At 70.2% G+C, this 14,154-nt stretch carries 10 protein-coding genes and 1 pseudogene; 3 read left to right on the forward strand and 8 right to left on the reverse strand.

Going from position 1 to position 14,154, the window contains the following annotated elements; all coding sequences use genetic code 11:
• Nucleotides 1-16: 16 nt before the first annotated feature.
• The 6 genes from AC1DWC_RS05135 to hutU form a co-directional block, all read right to left on the reverse strand.
• Nucleotides 17-1,045 carry an SDR family oxidoreductase gene (locus AC1DWC_RS05135; RefSeq protein ID WP_477906459.1) on the reverse strand — a complete coding sequence of 343 codons (1,029 nt, stop codon included), beginning with the start codon at nucleotides 1,043-1,045 and terminating at the stop codon, nucleotides 17-19.
• A complete protein-coding gene (locus tag AC1DWC_RS05140; RefSeq protein ID WP_477906460.1) occupies nucleotides 1,042-1,581 on the reverse strand; it encodes a TetR/AcrR family transcriptional regulator in 540 nt (179 codons plus the stop codon). The genes AC1DWC_RS05135 and AC1DWC_RS05140 overlap by 4 nt, the downstream gene beginning before the upstream one ends.
• Before the next feature lie 68 nt (nucleotides 1,582-1,649).
• Nucleotides 1,650-2,837, reverse strand: coding sequence for a hypothetical protein (locus AC1DWC_RS05145; protein ID WP_477906461.1), 1,188 nt, complete (start codon nucleotides 2,835-2,837; stop codon nucleotides 1,650-1,652).
• A 278-nt stretch (nucleotides 2,838-3,115) separates the two neighbouring features.
• Nucleotides 3,116-4,078: a formimidoylglutamase gene (hutG, locus tag AC1DWC_RS05150; RefSeq protein WP_477906462.1), complete on the reverse strand. Its 963-nt coding sequence runs from the start codon at nucleotides 4,076-4,078 to the stop codon at nucleotides 3,116-3,118.
• Nucleotides 4,075-5,271, reverse strand: a complete 1,197-nt coding sequence (gene hutI, locus AC1DWC_RS05155; RefSeq protein ID WP_477906463.1) for an imidazolonepropionase — start codon at nucleotides 5,269-5,271, stop codon at nucleotides 4,075-4,077. Before hutI ends, hutG begins: the two co-directional genes overlap by 4 nt.
• 3 nt (nucleotides 5,272-5,274) lie before the next feature.
• Nucleotides 5,275-6,969 (reverse strand): urocanate hydratase, encoded by a 1,695-nt coding sequence (gene hutU, locus AC1DWC_RS05160; protein ID WP_477906464.1) that lies wholly within the window; start codon nucleotides 6,967-6,969, stop codon nucleotides 5,275-5,277.
• Between the two features lie 177 nt (nucleotides 6,970-7,146).
• Between hutU and hutC the strand changes: the two genes are divergently transcribed.
• Entirely contained in the window at nucleotides 7,147-7,920 is a 774-nt protein-coding gene (gene hutC, locus AC1DWC_RS05165; RefSeq protein ID WP_477906560.1) for a histidine utilization repressor, read from the forward strand.
• A gap of 51 nt (nucleotides 7,921-7,971) precedes the next feature.
• On the opposite strand, the pseudogene AC1DWC_RS05170 reads toward hutC, so the two are convergent.
• Together AC1DWC_RS05170 and AC1DWC_RS05175 are read right to left on the reverse strand one after the other, a co-directional pair.
• Nucleotides 7,972-11,307 (reverse strand): annotated as a pseudogene (locus AC1DWC_RS05170) (NAD-glutamate dehydrogenase); the annotation flags it as partial.
• A 107-nt stretch (nucleotides 11,308-11,414) separates the two neighbouring features.
• Nucleotides 11,415-12,215: an IclR family transcriptional regulator gene (locus tag AC1DWC_RS05175; protein ID WP_477906465.1), complete on the reverse strand. Its 801-nt coding sequence runs from the start codon at nucleotides 12,213-12,215 to the stop codon at nucleotides 11,415-11,417.
• A gap of 172 nt (nucleotides 12,216-12,387) precedes the next feature.
• On the opposite strand from AC1DWC_RS05175, the gene AC1DWC_RS05180 reads away from it, so the two are divergent.
• Both AC1DWC_RS05180 and AC1DWC_RS05185 read left to right on the forward strand, forming a co-directional pair.
• Nucleotides 12,388-13,053, forward strand: coding sequence for a HEAT repeat domain-containing protein (locus AC1DWC_RS05180; RefSeq protein ID WP_477906466.1), 666 nt, complete (start codon nucleotides 12,388-12,390; stop codon nucleotides 13,051-13,053).
• Between the two features lie 14 nt (nucleotides 13,054-13,067).
• Nucleotides 13,068-14,090 carry a MerR family transcriptional regulator gene (locus AC1DWC_RS05185; RefSeq protein WP_477906467.1) on the forward strand — a complete coding sequence of 341 codons (1,023 nt, stop codon included), beginning with the start codon at nucleotides 13,068-13,070 and terminating at the stop codon, nucleotides 14,088-14,090.
• Nucleotides 14,091-14,154: the final 64 nt, after the last annotated feature.

Raw genomic sequence — 14,154 nt, forward strand, 5'->3', positions numbered from 1 at the left:
GAATGCGTTTGGCGGACTAGCGAACCGGTGTTCGAGTGGGGATGTGTGTCCCGAATTCGCTCGCGACCAGGTAGTCCACCCAGGCCCGCAACGCGGGCCGCACCGGAGGCGGCACCAGTCCGGCCCGCTCGGCGAGTGCCCGTGCGGATTCGGTCGGATACCGGTCGGCGGAGAGGAAGCCGAGGGTCTCCGGATCCGCGCCGGTCAGCCGTGCGGGCAGCCTCCGGATGACCCCGACCGGCACGTGGAATCGAGGGGGTCGCACGCCGAGTGTCTGCGCGACGTCGCGGAGCAGCTCGCCCAGCAGCGGGGTGTCCTCGTCCAGAACCCACAGCGCCGCAGCGGGTTCCGCGTGCTCGGGCACGGCGGCGAGGAACCGGGCGAAGTAGTCCGCGGTGACCACCGGGACCCAGACATCCTTGCCGCCGGGGATCACCGGGAGCTTGCCGCGGTGGAGGTCGTGGGCCATCGCGGCCAGCCCGATGAACTGGGTGGTCTCGCCGGTCCCGGAGTCGCCGATGATCGTCGACGGGTTGACGATCGCGTACGGGATGCCCTGCGCCTCGGCGTGATCGCGCACGGCGTGGTCGGCTTCGACCTTGCTGGCCTCGTAGGCGCCCTTGTCTCGGTAGAGCGTCGGGCTGACGGTGACGCCCGCCACGCGATACCCGCTGATGTGCACGAACCGGCGCAGCTGCGGCAGTTCCTGCGCCCAGCGCAGCGCGGCCACGGCCCCGTCGACGTTGACCGTGCGAGCCTCGCTCTCGGTGAGCCCGAAGGCGAACCGCCCGCCCAGGTTGTAGACGTCGCGCACGGTGGGCAACGGGTCCAGGCCGAGGCCCGGCGCGGTCAGGTCCCCGTCGACGACGGTCAGCCGCTCGGTGTTCCCGCCGTGGGCGGCCACCCAGTCGCGGAGTTCGTCGCCGCGTTCGGCCGCGTTCCGGACCATGGCGGCGACGTGCCTGCCCTGTCGGGTGAGTTCGGGGACCAGCCATCGGCCGATCAGTCCGGTGGAGCCGATGACGAGGGTGTCGGGCGTGCTCATGAGGCCTCCAGTAGTTTCCGGACGGCGCGGACCGCCGCGTCGATGGGTTCGCGGGACCGCCGCACCCGGCCGACGAGGAGTGCGCCCTCGATGAGGGCGAAGACCTCGGTGGCCAACGCGGCGTCGCCGAGGAGGTCCGCGAGGGAGGATTCCCAGTCGGCGTAGATCTCGGCGCACACCCCGCCGAGCGGGGCGGTGCCCGCAGTCTCGAGGGCGACCGTCGCGATCGGGCATCCCTTGGTGAAGTCGGAGGCGACCTGCCGGTCGGCGAGCGCTTCCAGGAGCCGTGTGACGACGTCCGCCGGCGAGCCGCCGAGGGAGTCGGCCATCAGGTCGTCGAGCGTGCCCGCGCTCTGCCGGAGCGCGGCCTCGACCAACTCGTCCTTGCCGCCCGGGAAGTGGAAGTAGAGCGAGCCGCGCGGTGCCCCGCTCCGTTCGAGCACCTCTGTGACGCCGGTCGCCGCCACGCCCTTCTCCTCGACCGCGGCCGCCATGACCGTGATCATCCGCAGTCTGGTCTCCTCGCCCTTCTTCATGGGTTCAGTATAGACCGGTCTACATATTTTGGCCCAGTGTGGCTGCAAGGGGCGGCTCGGGTCCCGCGCTACTCGGCCAGTGCGCGAAGGGTGCGCAGCATCTTGCGGCTCATCACGAAGCTGATCGGTTCGAGCAGGGTCGGGCCGAACGCGAGACTGCTCGCCCGCCCACCGCTGTGGGCGTAGCGTCCCCGCTCGATCAGGCGGGTGCCCCCGCCCCCGTCGTCGAGCAGGTGGAACGCCCACAGCGACGCGTCGGCGCCGTCGGGCGACGAACCGATCAGCACCAGATGCCGACCCTGCTCTATCGCGGCGACCGTCAGCGGTGGCGCTTTGGGGTGCAGCAGCACCGGATCACCCACCGCGAGGTGCTGGAACCGGTCGAGCACCTCGGTGGCGTTCCGGACGTGGCAGCCGACGAGGTTCTCGAGACCGGGGTAGCTGTAGAACCCGCCGCGGCCCTGGCCGAGCTGAACGATCCACGGCCACAACCGCTCCGGTGGTGCCGCGACGGTGATCGCATGGGTGTAACTCCAGGTCGCGTCGGGGACCAGGTCGTCGCCCGGGAAGGCGGCCGCGGCTTCCTCGTCCGTGGCACCCCAGGTGGCGCGCCAGTGGCGCAAAGGTCGCGCGAGCAGGTGCGCCGCAATCAGGACTGCGCCGCCGACCGACTCCACCACGGTGTGGGCGCGGTCGGTGGCGACCGCCCCGGCGCGGACCGCTACGTCCGTCTCCGCGGGCGGGCGGTGTCCGCGCTGGGCGAGCCACTGGTCGCGGCGCAGGCCCGGGACCACGTGATGCCGGATCGAGCCACGGATGCTGACCGGCGCGAGCAGCCACCACAGTGCGTGCACGTACGCCTCCGCCCGCTCGGGGCCGTCCCATTCGTACACGCCCCGATAGACCTCGCGCTCGTCGTGGGCGACCCACAGTTTCGAGACGAATCCGGGAAACCCCACGAACAGAGGGGTGTTGAGCAGGCTCTCCCACCGGAACAACGTGTGTGCCCGTCCGTGGATCCCACGGAGACGGAATTCGACCACCAGCACGCACGGGTCGGCTGTCGGAGGTTGCACCACCACGGTCTCCCGGTAGACCCGGCCGCGCGCGTCGTCGAAGCTGAGTTGCTCGCCGACCCACGAGGTACGGCGGCGGACGCGTCGCCGCGACGCCAGCACGGCGGTCATCGCGACGGAACGGACGATCCTTTTCGCGGCCACGCCGAACGCCAGATGCTCGGAAGTCGAACCGGACATGGTCACCTCTCCGGCGGCGACGGCGGACTCGTCCGCATGGCCACCTGCTCAAGACCCGTCAGTCGGACTCTAACTGAGCGGGCCCCCGGCAGCACCGCGTCAGACACAACTCCGTCAACGGACACGCTCATGGCAGTGTCGCGAACCCGGTAACTCGACCAGTTCCCTGAAACGGACATGTTCGGTTGGGGGACTGTTTCGGCCGAAACGTTGGAAATCCTCGGCTCGACGCGGCGGCAGGCGCAGGCGTCGAGCCGAGGACGTTTGGGGGTTCGGACTCAGTGCGTCCGGGGGGCGAGCGCGGTGGTGACGATCCGGTGGATCAGTCGCGCCGCGGTCCGCGCTGTGCGGTTGTCCACGTCGAGAGCGGGGTTCAGCTCGGCGACGTCGACCAGTCGTAGCTTGCCGCTGCGCGCCACCAGGTCGCACACCCGCTGGATCACCTCGAGCGGTACACCGAACGCGGCCGGGGCGCTGACCCCGGGGGCGACCGCGGCGGGCAGCACGTCGAGGTCGATCGTCAGGTAGACCACGTCGACGTCGTCGAGGAACTCCTCGACGAACGCCTGTACCGCAGGAAGATTCGTCGCCGTGCAGTCGTCGTCGAGGAGGTGGCGCACGCCGAGTTCGGCCGCGGTGGCGAACAGCGCCGAGGTGTTGCTGGGTTGCGAGATGCCCAGGACCGCATAGTCGAGGGCCCGGCCCAGAGCGATTTCGCGGTCGGCCATCTGCCGGAACGGGGTTCCGGAGCTCGGCCGGGGGTCGCTCCGAAGGTCGAAATGTGCGTCGAGGTTCAGGACACCGAGGCGCGCACCCGATGCGACGGCCGCCGAGTTCGCGATGCCGAGATAGCTGCCGTACGCCACCTCGTGTCCGCCGCCGAGGACGGTGACGAGGCTCCCGGCGTCGAGCAGGCCGGTGACGGCCGAGCCGAGCCGGTCCTGGCCCCCCTCGAGATCCTCGCCGACGACCTCGACGTCACCCGCGTCGAACACCCGAACCGGGGAAGCGAGCGACATGGAGGCGAGCGCGGTACGCAGCGCGGCCGGGCCGTCGGCGGCGCCCGGACGCCCCTTGTTGCGGCGCACCCCCTCGTCGCTGCGGAAACCGATGAGAACGCCTGCGCCGGAGCCGGTTCGGCCCTCGAGCGGTGCGACGGCGCGGTGCCAGCGCAGGTGTTCGTCGCCGGGGCCGTCGTCGCGCCCCGACCAGGCCGTGGGGGCGATGTCCGCGCTGCTCATCGTCGGTGCCCGTCCTTCCAGACCTCACGCACCAGCGCCACCCCGGGCCGGTAGGCCAGGTGCAGGTGGGACGGTGCGTCCAGCGCGATCAGATCGGCTCGGGCGCCGACCTGGATGCGCCCGATGTCGGTGCGCTGCAACGCCGCGGCGCCGCCGGCCGTCGCGGCCCACACGGCCTCGTCCGGGCTCATGTGCATCTCGCGCACCGCCAGCGCGATGCAGAAAGGGATGCTGGTGGTGTAGCTGGTTCCGGGATTGCAGTCCGCGGCCAGTGCGACGGTGGCGCCGGCGTCGAGCAGAGCGCGGGCGTCGGGGTACTTGTTGCGCGTGGAGAAGTCGGCTCCGGGCAGCAACGTGGCGACGGTGTCGCTCGCCGCCAGCGCCTCGACATCGGCGTCGGTCGTGTAGGTGACGTGGTCGACGGACGCGGCGTTCAACTCGACCGCCAACCGAACGCCGGCGCCGTAGCTGAGCTGATTGCCGTGCACCCGCGGGGTGAGCCCGGCGGCGATGCCGGCCTCGAGTACGGCCCGCGACTGGTCGGCGTCGAACGCGCCCTCTTCGCAGAACACGTCGATCCACTTCGCGTGCGGGGCACACTTGGGGACCATTTCCTCGACCACCATCCGCACGTAGTCGTCGCTGCGTCCCGCGAATTCCGGCGGCGTGACGTGCGCGGCGAGCAGGGTCGTCTCCGCGGTGTGTGCGGCGGCGACCTCGAGGCTGCGCAACTCGTCCGGGACCGACTGCCCGTAGCCGGACTTCGTCTCGATCGTGGTGGTGCCCGAGTGCAGCGACTCGGCGACGAGCCGGGCCACGTTCGCGCCCAGTTCGCCGTCCGAGGCGGCCCTCGTGGCGGCAATGGTGGTCCGGATACCGCCTGCTCCGTACGGGGCGCCGGTCATCCGGGCCGCGAACTCCTCCGCCCGTTCGCCGCCGAAGACGAGGTGGGCGTGGCTGTCGACGAACCCGGGCAGGGCGGCCCGGCCACGCAGGTCGTATCGGGATCCGGCACTGCCCTCCGGGATTCGGGATCGGGGGCCCACCCACTGGATGAGCCCGGCTCCCATGACCACAGCGGCGTCGTGGATCAGGCCGAGCGGGCCGTCGCCGTTCTCGGGATCGTTGGTGACCAGGGTGCCGATGTTGTCGACGACCGTCCAACGGCCGTCCTGCCCGGGTGCGTCGAGCATGGGTTACGCCTCCCGCATCGGGATGCGAACGCCGCGCTCGGCGGCGACCTGCGTCGCGTACTCGTACCCGGCGTCGGCGTGCCGGATGACGCCCATGCCCGGGTCGTTGGTGAGGACCCGCTCGAGCTTCTGCGCGGCCAGGTCGCTGCCGTCCGCGATGCACACCTGACCGGCGTGGATGGACCGGCCCATACCGACGCCGCCGCCGTGGTGGATGGACACCCAGGACGCGCCGGAAGCGGTGTTGACGAGAGCGTTCAGCAGCGGCCAGTCGGCGATGGCGTCGGAACCGTCGGCCATGGCCTCGGTCTCGCGGTAGGGCGATGCCACCGATCCGGAGTCGAGGTGGTCGCGGCCGATGGCGAGCGGCGCGGACAGCTCGCCGGAGGCGACCATCTCATTGAACTTGAGACCCGCCTTGTGGCGTTCGCCGTAGCCGAGCCAGCAGATGCGGGCGGGCAGGCCCTCGAACTGAACCTTCTCGCCCGCCATGGTGATCCAGCGCTTGAGGTGCTCGTTCTCGGGGAAGAGCTCGAGAATCGCGCGGTCGGTGGCCTCGATGTCCTTGGGGTCGCCGGAGAGCGCCGCCCACCGGAACGGTCCGAGGCCCTCCTCGAAGAGCGGCCGAATGTAGGCGGGAACGAAACCGGGAAACTCGAATGCCCTGTCGTATCCGCCCTTTCGGGCCTCGTCACGGATCGAGTTGCCGTAGTCGAACACCTCGGCGCCGGCATCCATGAACCCGACCATTGCCTCGACGTGCGCGGCCATCGACTTCTGTGCCTCGAGGGTGAAGTGCTCGGGGTCCTTCTCGGCCATCGCGTGCCAGTCTTCGAGCGCGATCCCGACCGGCAGGTAGGACAGCGGATCGTGCGCGGACGTCTGGTCGGTGACGATGTCGATCGGGGCGCCCATCTCGAGCAGGGCCGGGAAGACCTCGGCGGCGTTTCCGACCAGGCCGATGGACAGCGGCTTGCGGGCGTCGCGCATCTCGACGGCCAGCGCGAGCGCGGCGTCGATGCTCTCGGCCTTGGTGTCGAGGTAGCCGTGGGCGATACGGCGGTCGATGCGGGACGGGTCGACGTCCACGCAGATGGCCACGCCGTCGTTCATGGTGACCGCCAGCGGCTGCGCCCCGCCCATGCCGCCCACGCCGGCGGTGAGGGTGATGGTTCCGGCGAGGGTGCCGCCACTGTGCTCGTAGCGACCGGTGGCCGCGAGCTTGCGCGCCACCGCGCCGAAGGTCTCGTAGGTGCCCTGCAGGATGCCCTGGCTGCCGATGTAGATCCAGGAGCCGGCCGTCATCTGGCCGTACATCATCAGGCCCTCGGCCTCGAGCTTGCGGAAATGCTCCCAGTTGGCCCAGTCGCCGACCAGGTTGGAGTTGGCGAGCAGGACCCGCGGCGCCCATTCGTTGGTACGGAAGACCCCGACCGGCTTGCCGGACTGCACGAGCATCGTCTCGTCGGACTTCAGCGTCTGCAGCGTGCGGACGATGGCGTCGTAGGCCTCCCAGCTGCGCACGGCGCGACCGGTGCCGCCGTAGACCACCAGGTCGTCGGGTCGCTCCGCGACCTCGGGGTCGAGGTTGTTCATCAGCATCCGCAGGGCGCCCTCCTGCTGCCAGCCGAGGCAGGTCAGTTCGGGGCCGCGCGGGGCCCGGACGGGCCGGGGTCCGGTGGGGGAGTGGTTGGTCATCTCGGGTCTCCTGACGATGGTGTGTGACCCCCATGACACCTGTTCGATGCGACGCGGAACAGTGCCTCCGCCGAGAATTCTCGGATACGAGACAGGTTGAGTTGAGCGCCTCCGGTCGGGTGCCGATCAGTCGGGCCGATAGACTGGGGTGAAACGAGAGTGCCCACCAACGGGCGGATGTGGACGGGGATCAGGGTGGCGATTGACGAGTCCGATGTGGCGTCGCTCTATCGGGCCCGCGGGCACGAATCCGCGCCCGCCTATCAGCGGGTCAAGAACCTCATTGCCGAGCAGATCGTCTCGGGCCGTTGGCCGGAGGGAGACCAGCTGCCATCGGAGAACCAACTCGTCAACAGCCTGGGGTTGTCTCGAATGACCGTCAACCGGGCGTTGCGCGAACTGAGCGCGGACGGGCTGGTCGTGCGGCTAATGGGTGTCGGCACGTTCGTCGCCGAAAAGAAGGTCAGCTCAGCACTTTTCGAGGTACGCAACATCGCCGACGAGGTGACGCACAGGGGACACCGGCATCGCAGCGAGGTGGACTTCCTCCGCGCCGAGCCCGCCGAGGCAATCATCGCGCACCAGTTGGGAGTGCCCGACGGGAGCCCGGTGTTCCATTCCCGGGTGGTGCATTTCGAGGACGATCTGGCCATCCAGGTCGAAGATCGGCACGTCAATCCGGAGATCGCGCCCGAGTATCTCGACCAGGACTTCGCCGCGCAGACGCCCAACAACTACCTGATGTCGGTCGCGCCGCTCGGCCGGGGCGAGCACGTGGTCGAGTCGGTGCTCGCGACCCCGGACGAGTGCCGGCTCCTGGCGATCGGCGCGGCCGAGCCGTGCCTGCTGATCCACCGACGCACCTGGTCCGAGGGCAGGCTGGTGAGCACCGCACGACTGGTACACCCGGGCTCGCGTTACCGGCTCGAGGGCACCTTCGAGACGCAGTGAACCCGGAGCGGCCGCGGTGAGCCGCGGCCGCTCGCCCCGGCGGCGATCGGCTCAGACGCTACCGACCAGGCTCCGGATCTGGCGCACCGCAACGGACATGGCCGCGACATCGACGGACGAGTTCTCGAAGATCGCGTCGAGAGTCGAGCGTGCCCGCAGGAGACGGGTGGAGTTCCGCTCCTCCCACCGCGCGATCATCTCGGCGGCGGATTCCCCGGCGCCCGCCGGGTGACCGAGCAGGTCCAGGCACAGCGCGCGCAGGGAGCCGTACAGTTCGTCCCGCATCGCAAGGCGGGCAAGTGAGTTCCATCGGTCGTCGTAGGCCAGTCTCGACACCGACTGCAACAGGTGCACCGCGCCGAGATGTTGGCTCAGTGCGTAGTACAGCTCCGCGACCTCGGGCACCTCTCGGCCGCTGACGTCGGCGACCTCGATGATGTCGAGCAGGCCGAACTGGTCGAGCAGCAGGTGAACCCGGGCAGCGAGATCGTGCGGGACACCGGCGTCGACCGACGTGGCGACCCGTGCGTGCAGATCGGCAAGCTCTTGTCCGCGAAGCCAGTCCGGGACCACGTGTGCGTGGCGGGCGAGTCGGGGCGCGAACCTGGCGACTTCGGCGCCGATGTCGAGGGGCTGCGGCCGGTTGGCCAGCAGCCAGCGCGAGGCTCGGTCGAGCACCCGCTGGGTGTCGACCACCAGGGCATCGGTGACGGCCGTCGGCAGTCCACTCTCGTCGATGTCGGCCCACAACCGGTTCAGGTCGAAGATCCGGGCCGCGACGACGTGGGCGCGCACGGCGTCGGACCCGATCGCCGCCGAGTCCTCCGCGAGGCGGAACGCGAAAGTGATTCCGCCGTGGTCGATCACGTCGTTCGTCAGCATTGTCGCGACAATCTCGCGGCGTAGCCGGTGTGAGTCCAGGTGGTCGCCGAAGCGTTCCCACAGGGCATCCGGGAAGTACGCACGCAGCCGGTCGCGCAGCGCCGGATCGTCCGGCAGGTCACCGGCCAGCAGTTCGTCCTTGACGGCGAGTTTGACGTGCGCCATGAGGGTGGCCAGTTCCGGAGAGGTCAGCCCCTGGCGGTCCTGCGCACGCCGAGACAGCTCGCGCTTGTCCGGTAGCGCCTCGAGCGCGCGGACCAGTCCGCGGTCGTTCTCCAGCCTGGCGATCATCCGGGCGTGTACGCCGAGCGCGGCGGCGGCAGTGGATCGGCTCACGCCGAGGATCCGGTTCTGGGAGCGGTTGTCCGCCAGGACGAGTCGGCTCACCTCGTCGGTCATGGAGCGCATCAGTGCGTCCCGTTCACCCGCGGCGAGGTTTCCGGACGCCACCATGCCGGCGAGCAGGATCTTGATGTTGACCTCGCGGTCGGAGCAGTCGACGCCGGCCGAGTTGTCCAACGCGTCGGTGCTGACGCGGCCCCCGGCGCGGGCGAACTCGATGCGGCCGAGCGGCGTCAGCCCCAGGTTTCCGCCTTCCGCCACGACGCGGGCTCGCAGGTCGCATGCGTCGACCCGGACCCCGTCGTTGGCCTTGTCTCCCACCTCGGCGTGGGACTCGCTCGAGGCCTTGACGTACGTGCCGACGCCGCCGTTCCACGCCAGATCCACCGGGGCGCGCAGGATCGCGCCGATCAGCGCGGCGGGCGCGAGCGCGGTGACGTCGTCGGCGAGACCCAGCGCGCCTCGCGCCTCGGGGCTGATCGGGACCGATTTCGCCGAGCGCGCCCACACCCCGCCGCCCGCGCTGATCAGCGCGGGGGCGTAATCGGCCCAGGAGGAGCGGGGCAGGCCGAACAGTCGGTTGCGTTCCGCAAACGACGTCGCGGCATCCGGGGTGGGATCGAGGAAGATGTGACGGTGGTCGAAGGCCGCGACCAGTCTGATGTGCGTGCTGAGCAGCATGCCGTTGCCGAACACGTCGCCGCTCATGTCGCCGATGCCGACGACCGAGAAGTCCTCGCTCTGGGTGTCGCGGCCCATCTCGCGGAAGTGCCGCTGGACGCTCTCCCAGGCGCCGCGCGCGGTGATGCCCATCGCCTTGTGGTCGTACCCGACCGAACCCCCGGAGGCGAACGCGTCGCCGAGCCAGAAGCCGTACTCGGCGGCGACCTCGTTGGCGATGTCGGAGAAGGTGGCGGTGCCCTTGTCCGCGGCGACGACGAGGTAGGTGTCGTCGGTGTCGTGGCGGACCACGTCGCGGGCGGGAACGACGGCGCCGGCGGCCGAGTCGATGTTGTCGGTGACGTCGAGCAGGCCGGCGATGAACTGCCGGTAGCACGCGACGCCCTCGGCGAGGTGCGCCTCGCGATCGGTGGCGTCGACGCCTGTCGGCGCGGGCGGTTGTTTCACGACGAACCCGCCCTTGGCGCCCACCGGCACGATGACCGCGTTCTTCACCGCCTGCGCCTTCACCAGTCCGAGCACCTCGGTGCGGAAGTCCTCCTTGCGGTCCGACCACCGCAGGCCGCCGCGGGCCACGGCACCGAATCGCAGGTGCACCCCTTCGACCCGCGGCGAGCAGACGAAGATCTCGAATCGTGGCCGGGGGCGGGGGAGTTCGTCGATCTGCTGCGGATCGAACTTGAACGAGAGCAACGGCGAGCTGCCCCCGCGGGTGAAATAGTTGGTGCGCAGGGTGTTTCGGATGAGTGTCGTGAAGGCACGCAGGATTCGGTCCTCGTCGAGGCTGACCACGCTGCCGAGTGCGTCGTCGAGCCGGCCGGTCAGTGCGTCCTGCCGGTCCTCGTCGTTCGCCGTCGGGTCGAAGCGGGCTCCGAACAGCTCGACCAGCAACCGGGCGAACTCGGGGTGTGCGGAGAGGACCTCCGCGATCCTCACCTGGCTGTACGGAAAACTGGCCTGGCGCAGGAATTTTGCATAGGCGCGCAGCATCGACGCCTGCCGCCAGGTCAGACCCGCGCGCAGCACCAGGTGGTTGAAGGTGTCGACCTCTGCATCGCCGCGCCATGCCGCGGCGAAGGCGTCGGTGAATCGTGCGGCCATGCCGGGGTCGGACGGGGCGGGATCGACGTCGAGGGCGAGGCCGAAGTCGTAGATCCAGCAGTGGCTGCCGGCCGAGTCGGCCATCGGGTAGGGGCGCTCGTCGAGCACCTCGACGCCGAGGGATTGGATCACGGGCAGGATTCGGCTGAGCGAGACTGCTGCTCCGTCGATGTAGAGCGTCAGGCGCAGGTGGCCCCGTGCGGCGCCCGTCGGCGGGTGCAGGGCCACCTCGAACGAGTCGGAGCGCAACCCCTCGATTCGGGTGACGTCCGCGACGGCGCGTTCGGGGTCGAAGTCGTGTTTGTATGCCTCCGGCAGGGAGTCGGTGTAGGACTTCGCCAGCACCGGATCTGCCATCCGGTCGCGGAAGTCGTCGTCCCAGTCCTGCGTCATCGTCGGCTTCTCCTCGTGCGGCGGCAGTTGTATATACAGGACCATACAACCATGTGAACTGCCTCACAAGGGGTCGAATCGTGGTGCCTGCTCGCTCAGCGTGGAGCGGGGACGTGGCCTGAGATGTGGGAGGTCAGGCGCTCGGCGCCGCCCAGCAGGATCTGACCCACGGCGTCCGGCTCGGGATAGGCCAACTGTTTGCGCCAGGTGGTGCTCAGCGCCGCCACCGCACGGCCGTTGTGGTCGAACACCGCGGCGCCAACGGACCGCAGGCCCGTCGTCACCAGGTCCACCTCCTCTGCCCACCCGCGCGAGCGGGCCTCCGCGAGGATGCGGCGCAGTTCGGTCAGCGTCCGCGGGCCGAGCCCGGTCCGAGTGATGAAGTCGCCGCGCCGGGAGTACAGCGCCTTGACCTGAGCGTCGGGCAGGGCGGCGAGGATGGCGCGCCCGTTGGCGGTCAGGTGCGCGGGCAGCCGCACCCCGATATCGGTGATCAGTGAGACCTCGGCCGCGGGGCCGGACGTGGGGCGTTCCTTGAGGAGGTAGACGGTCTCGTTGCCGTGCAGGATCCCCAGGTGCACGGCCTGTCCGAGTTGCATGGCCAGTCGGTGCAGGATCGGCTGCGCGAGCCGCTCGAGCGGCTCGTGGCGCAGGTAGGCAGAGCCGATCTCGAAGGACGTCACCCCGAGCCCGTACGCCTGCTCGCCCGGCACGTACACCACGAAGCCGCGCTCCACCAGCACGGACAGAATGTGGTACACCGACGAACGCGGCAGATCCAGGTCGCGGGCGAGCGCGGCCGCCTGCACCGGACCCGGGCGCTGCGCGAGTCGCACCAGGATGTCGAGGGCGCGACCGACCGCCGGCGATGCGCTGGAACTCGCTGGCCTGACCACGCTGCCGATTCTGCCAGCCCGGGCGCGATCGTCACCGAGCTCGGCCCGAGCGGTCGTGGCATGCGGATTTGGATTGGTTCCAGCGGCGTGTCCTGCATGCTGACCATTGCGCCCCTGACGCCGGGACTTGACCCTGACACAGTGACAAGGACTCGAATGGTCGACGAAGGAGGTGGTTGTCGTGAACACAACCAACCGCGGTGGGTCGAATGCCTACCTCGTCGACGCCCTGGCCGCAGCCGACCCGTCGGCTCGGCTGCGGGCGGCACTCGCTGCAGGCACGGGTCGCGATCCCGGTCTCACGGAAACTCTCGTCGCTCGGTGTGCCGTCGAACCGGACTTCTTCGTCCGCGACATGCTGACCTGGTCGTTGTGCCGCCTGCCGGCCGAGATCACGGCGCCGAGACTGGTCCAGGAGCTCGGGTCCGGCACCGCGCAGGCCCGCAGTCAGGCGCTGCACACCCTGTCCAAGATCGGCGATCGGCTCGCCTGGCCCGCGGCGTCGGCACTGCTGCACGACGAGCACGACGAGGTCGCGCGCAGCGCGTGGCGGGCGGCCGTGGCGCTCGTGCCGCCCGACGACGAGGTCGCGCTCGCGGCCGATCTGGCGACCGAGCTCGGACGGGGCGACCGCGACATGCAGCTCAGTCTGAGCCGCGCGCTGGTGGCGCTCGGGGACGCCGTCCTGCCGGTCCTCGACGCGGCCGGGGCGAGTCCCGATCCGCGTATCCGTGCGCACGCGGATGCCACGAAGCAGCTCTGCCACGACCCCGACAGTGCGTTCACCCTCTCGCTCGAGATGGCGAAGCGCGTCGCGGTCACCGGCCCGGACACGTAGCGGGAGGAGACGGGATGTTGATCGGTGAGGTCTCGCGGCGGTCCGGCGTCAGCACGCGGATGCTGCGGCACTACGACACGCTGGGGCTGGTGAAGCCCACCGGCCGCACGTCCGGCGGCTACCGCGAGTACTCCGCCGACGACATCCGCCGCCTCTTCCACGTCGAGAGCCTTCGGACCCTCGGGCTGTCGTTGAACGAGGCGAGGCGCGCACTGGACGAGTCCGATTTCGCGCCGGGCGATCTGGTGGCAGACCTCATCCGTCACACGCGGGAGCGGATCGCCGCCGAGGAGGAACTGCTCACCAAGCTCGAACGCGTCGACGCCGCCTCGCCGGCGGAGTGGGACCATGTCCTGCGCCTCATCTCCCTGTTGCGCGCGCTGGAATCGGAGTCCGGGGCCCGGCGGCAGCAGGCGATCCTGTCTCAGGACGGGAACGCGGCGCTGCCCGTCGCGGCTCTGGTCGAGGCGGCCTTGTCGGAGGACGACCCCAATGTGGCCGGAGCACTGCGGTGGTCGTTGGCGAGGGCCGGTGGTCGGGGACTCGCGGGCCTGGCCACCGGTCTCGACTCGGAGAACGTCGACGTCCGGCGTCGGGCGACTGTCGCGATAGCGGCGGTGCAGACTGCGGAGGCAACGGTGCTGCTGAGACGTGCTCTCGATGATTCCGACGCCACGGTCCGCGGGCGTGCGGCCCTCGCGCTGGGCTCTCGGGGGAGCGTCGACTCGACGCCTGTCCTCCTCGAGATGGTCGTCGAGGGGCGGCGTGATGTCGAGGCCGCCGAGGTGTTGGGCCTGCTGACGGAGGTCTCGCCGGGCGACGATGACGTCGTCGGGGTCCTGCAGGACAAGCTCGACAGTGTCGATGACGCGGGCATGCGGCTGCGAATCACGCAGGCGCTGGCGGAGATTCCCGGGCCGGCGGCACGGGAGGCGCTGGCACGGCTGGCCGGCGACGGTGATCCGACGGTCGCGGGCACCGCGGCAGCGATCGTGAATACACGGGACCGCGGACGGCGACGGCGCCGCCCATCGTGATAGTCGAACGTCGAGGTACGCGGCACGCCGCGACGCCGCTGGATTGACTGGTGGCCCCAGCTCG

Source organism: Rhodococcus sp. P4_C10 (assembly GCF_056402135.1).

What these genes read in the sequence shown, in the direction of transcription:
- AC1DWC_RS05135 (WP_477906459.1), bottom strand. Translation starts at nt 1,045, where the DNA reads ATGAGCACGCCCGACACCCTCGTCATCGGCTCCACCGGACTGATCGGC.
- hutC (WP_477906560.1), top strand. Translation starts at nt 7,147, where the DNA reads ATGTGGACGGGGATCAGGGTGGCGATTGACGAGTCCGATGTGGCGTCG.
- AC1DWC_RS05185 (WP_477906467.1), top strand. Translation starts at nt 13,068, where the DNA reads ATGTTGATCGGTGAGGTCTCGCGGCGGTCCGGCGTCAGCACGCGGATG.
- hutI (WP_477906463.1), bottom strand. Translation starts at nt 5,271, where the DNA reads ATGCTCGACGCACCCGGGCAGGACGGCCGTTGGACGGTCGTCGACAAC.
- AC1DWC_RS05145 (WP_477906461.1), bottom strand. Translation starts at nt 2,837, where the DNA reads ATGTCCGGTTCGACTTCCGAGCATCTGGCGTTCGGCGTGGCCGCGAAA.
- hutG (WP_477906462.1), bottom strand. Translation starts at nt 4,078, where the DNA reads ATGAGCAGCGCGGACATCGCCCCCACGGCCTGGTCGGGGCGCGACGAC.
- hutU (WP_477906464.1), bottom strand. Translation starts at nt 6,969, where the DNA reads ATGACCAACCACTCCCCCACCGGACCCCGGCCCGTCCGGGCCCCGCGC.
- AC1DWC_RS05140 (WP_477906460.1), bottom strand. Translation starts at nt 1,581, where the DNA reads ATGAAGAAGGGCGAGGAGACCAGACTGCGGATGATCACGGTCATGGCG.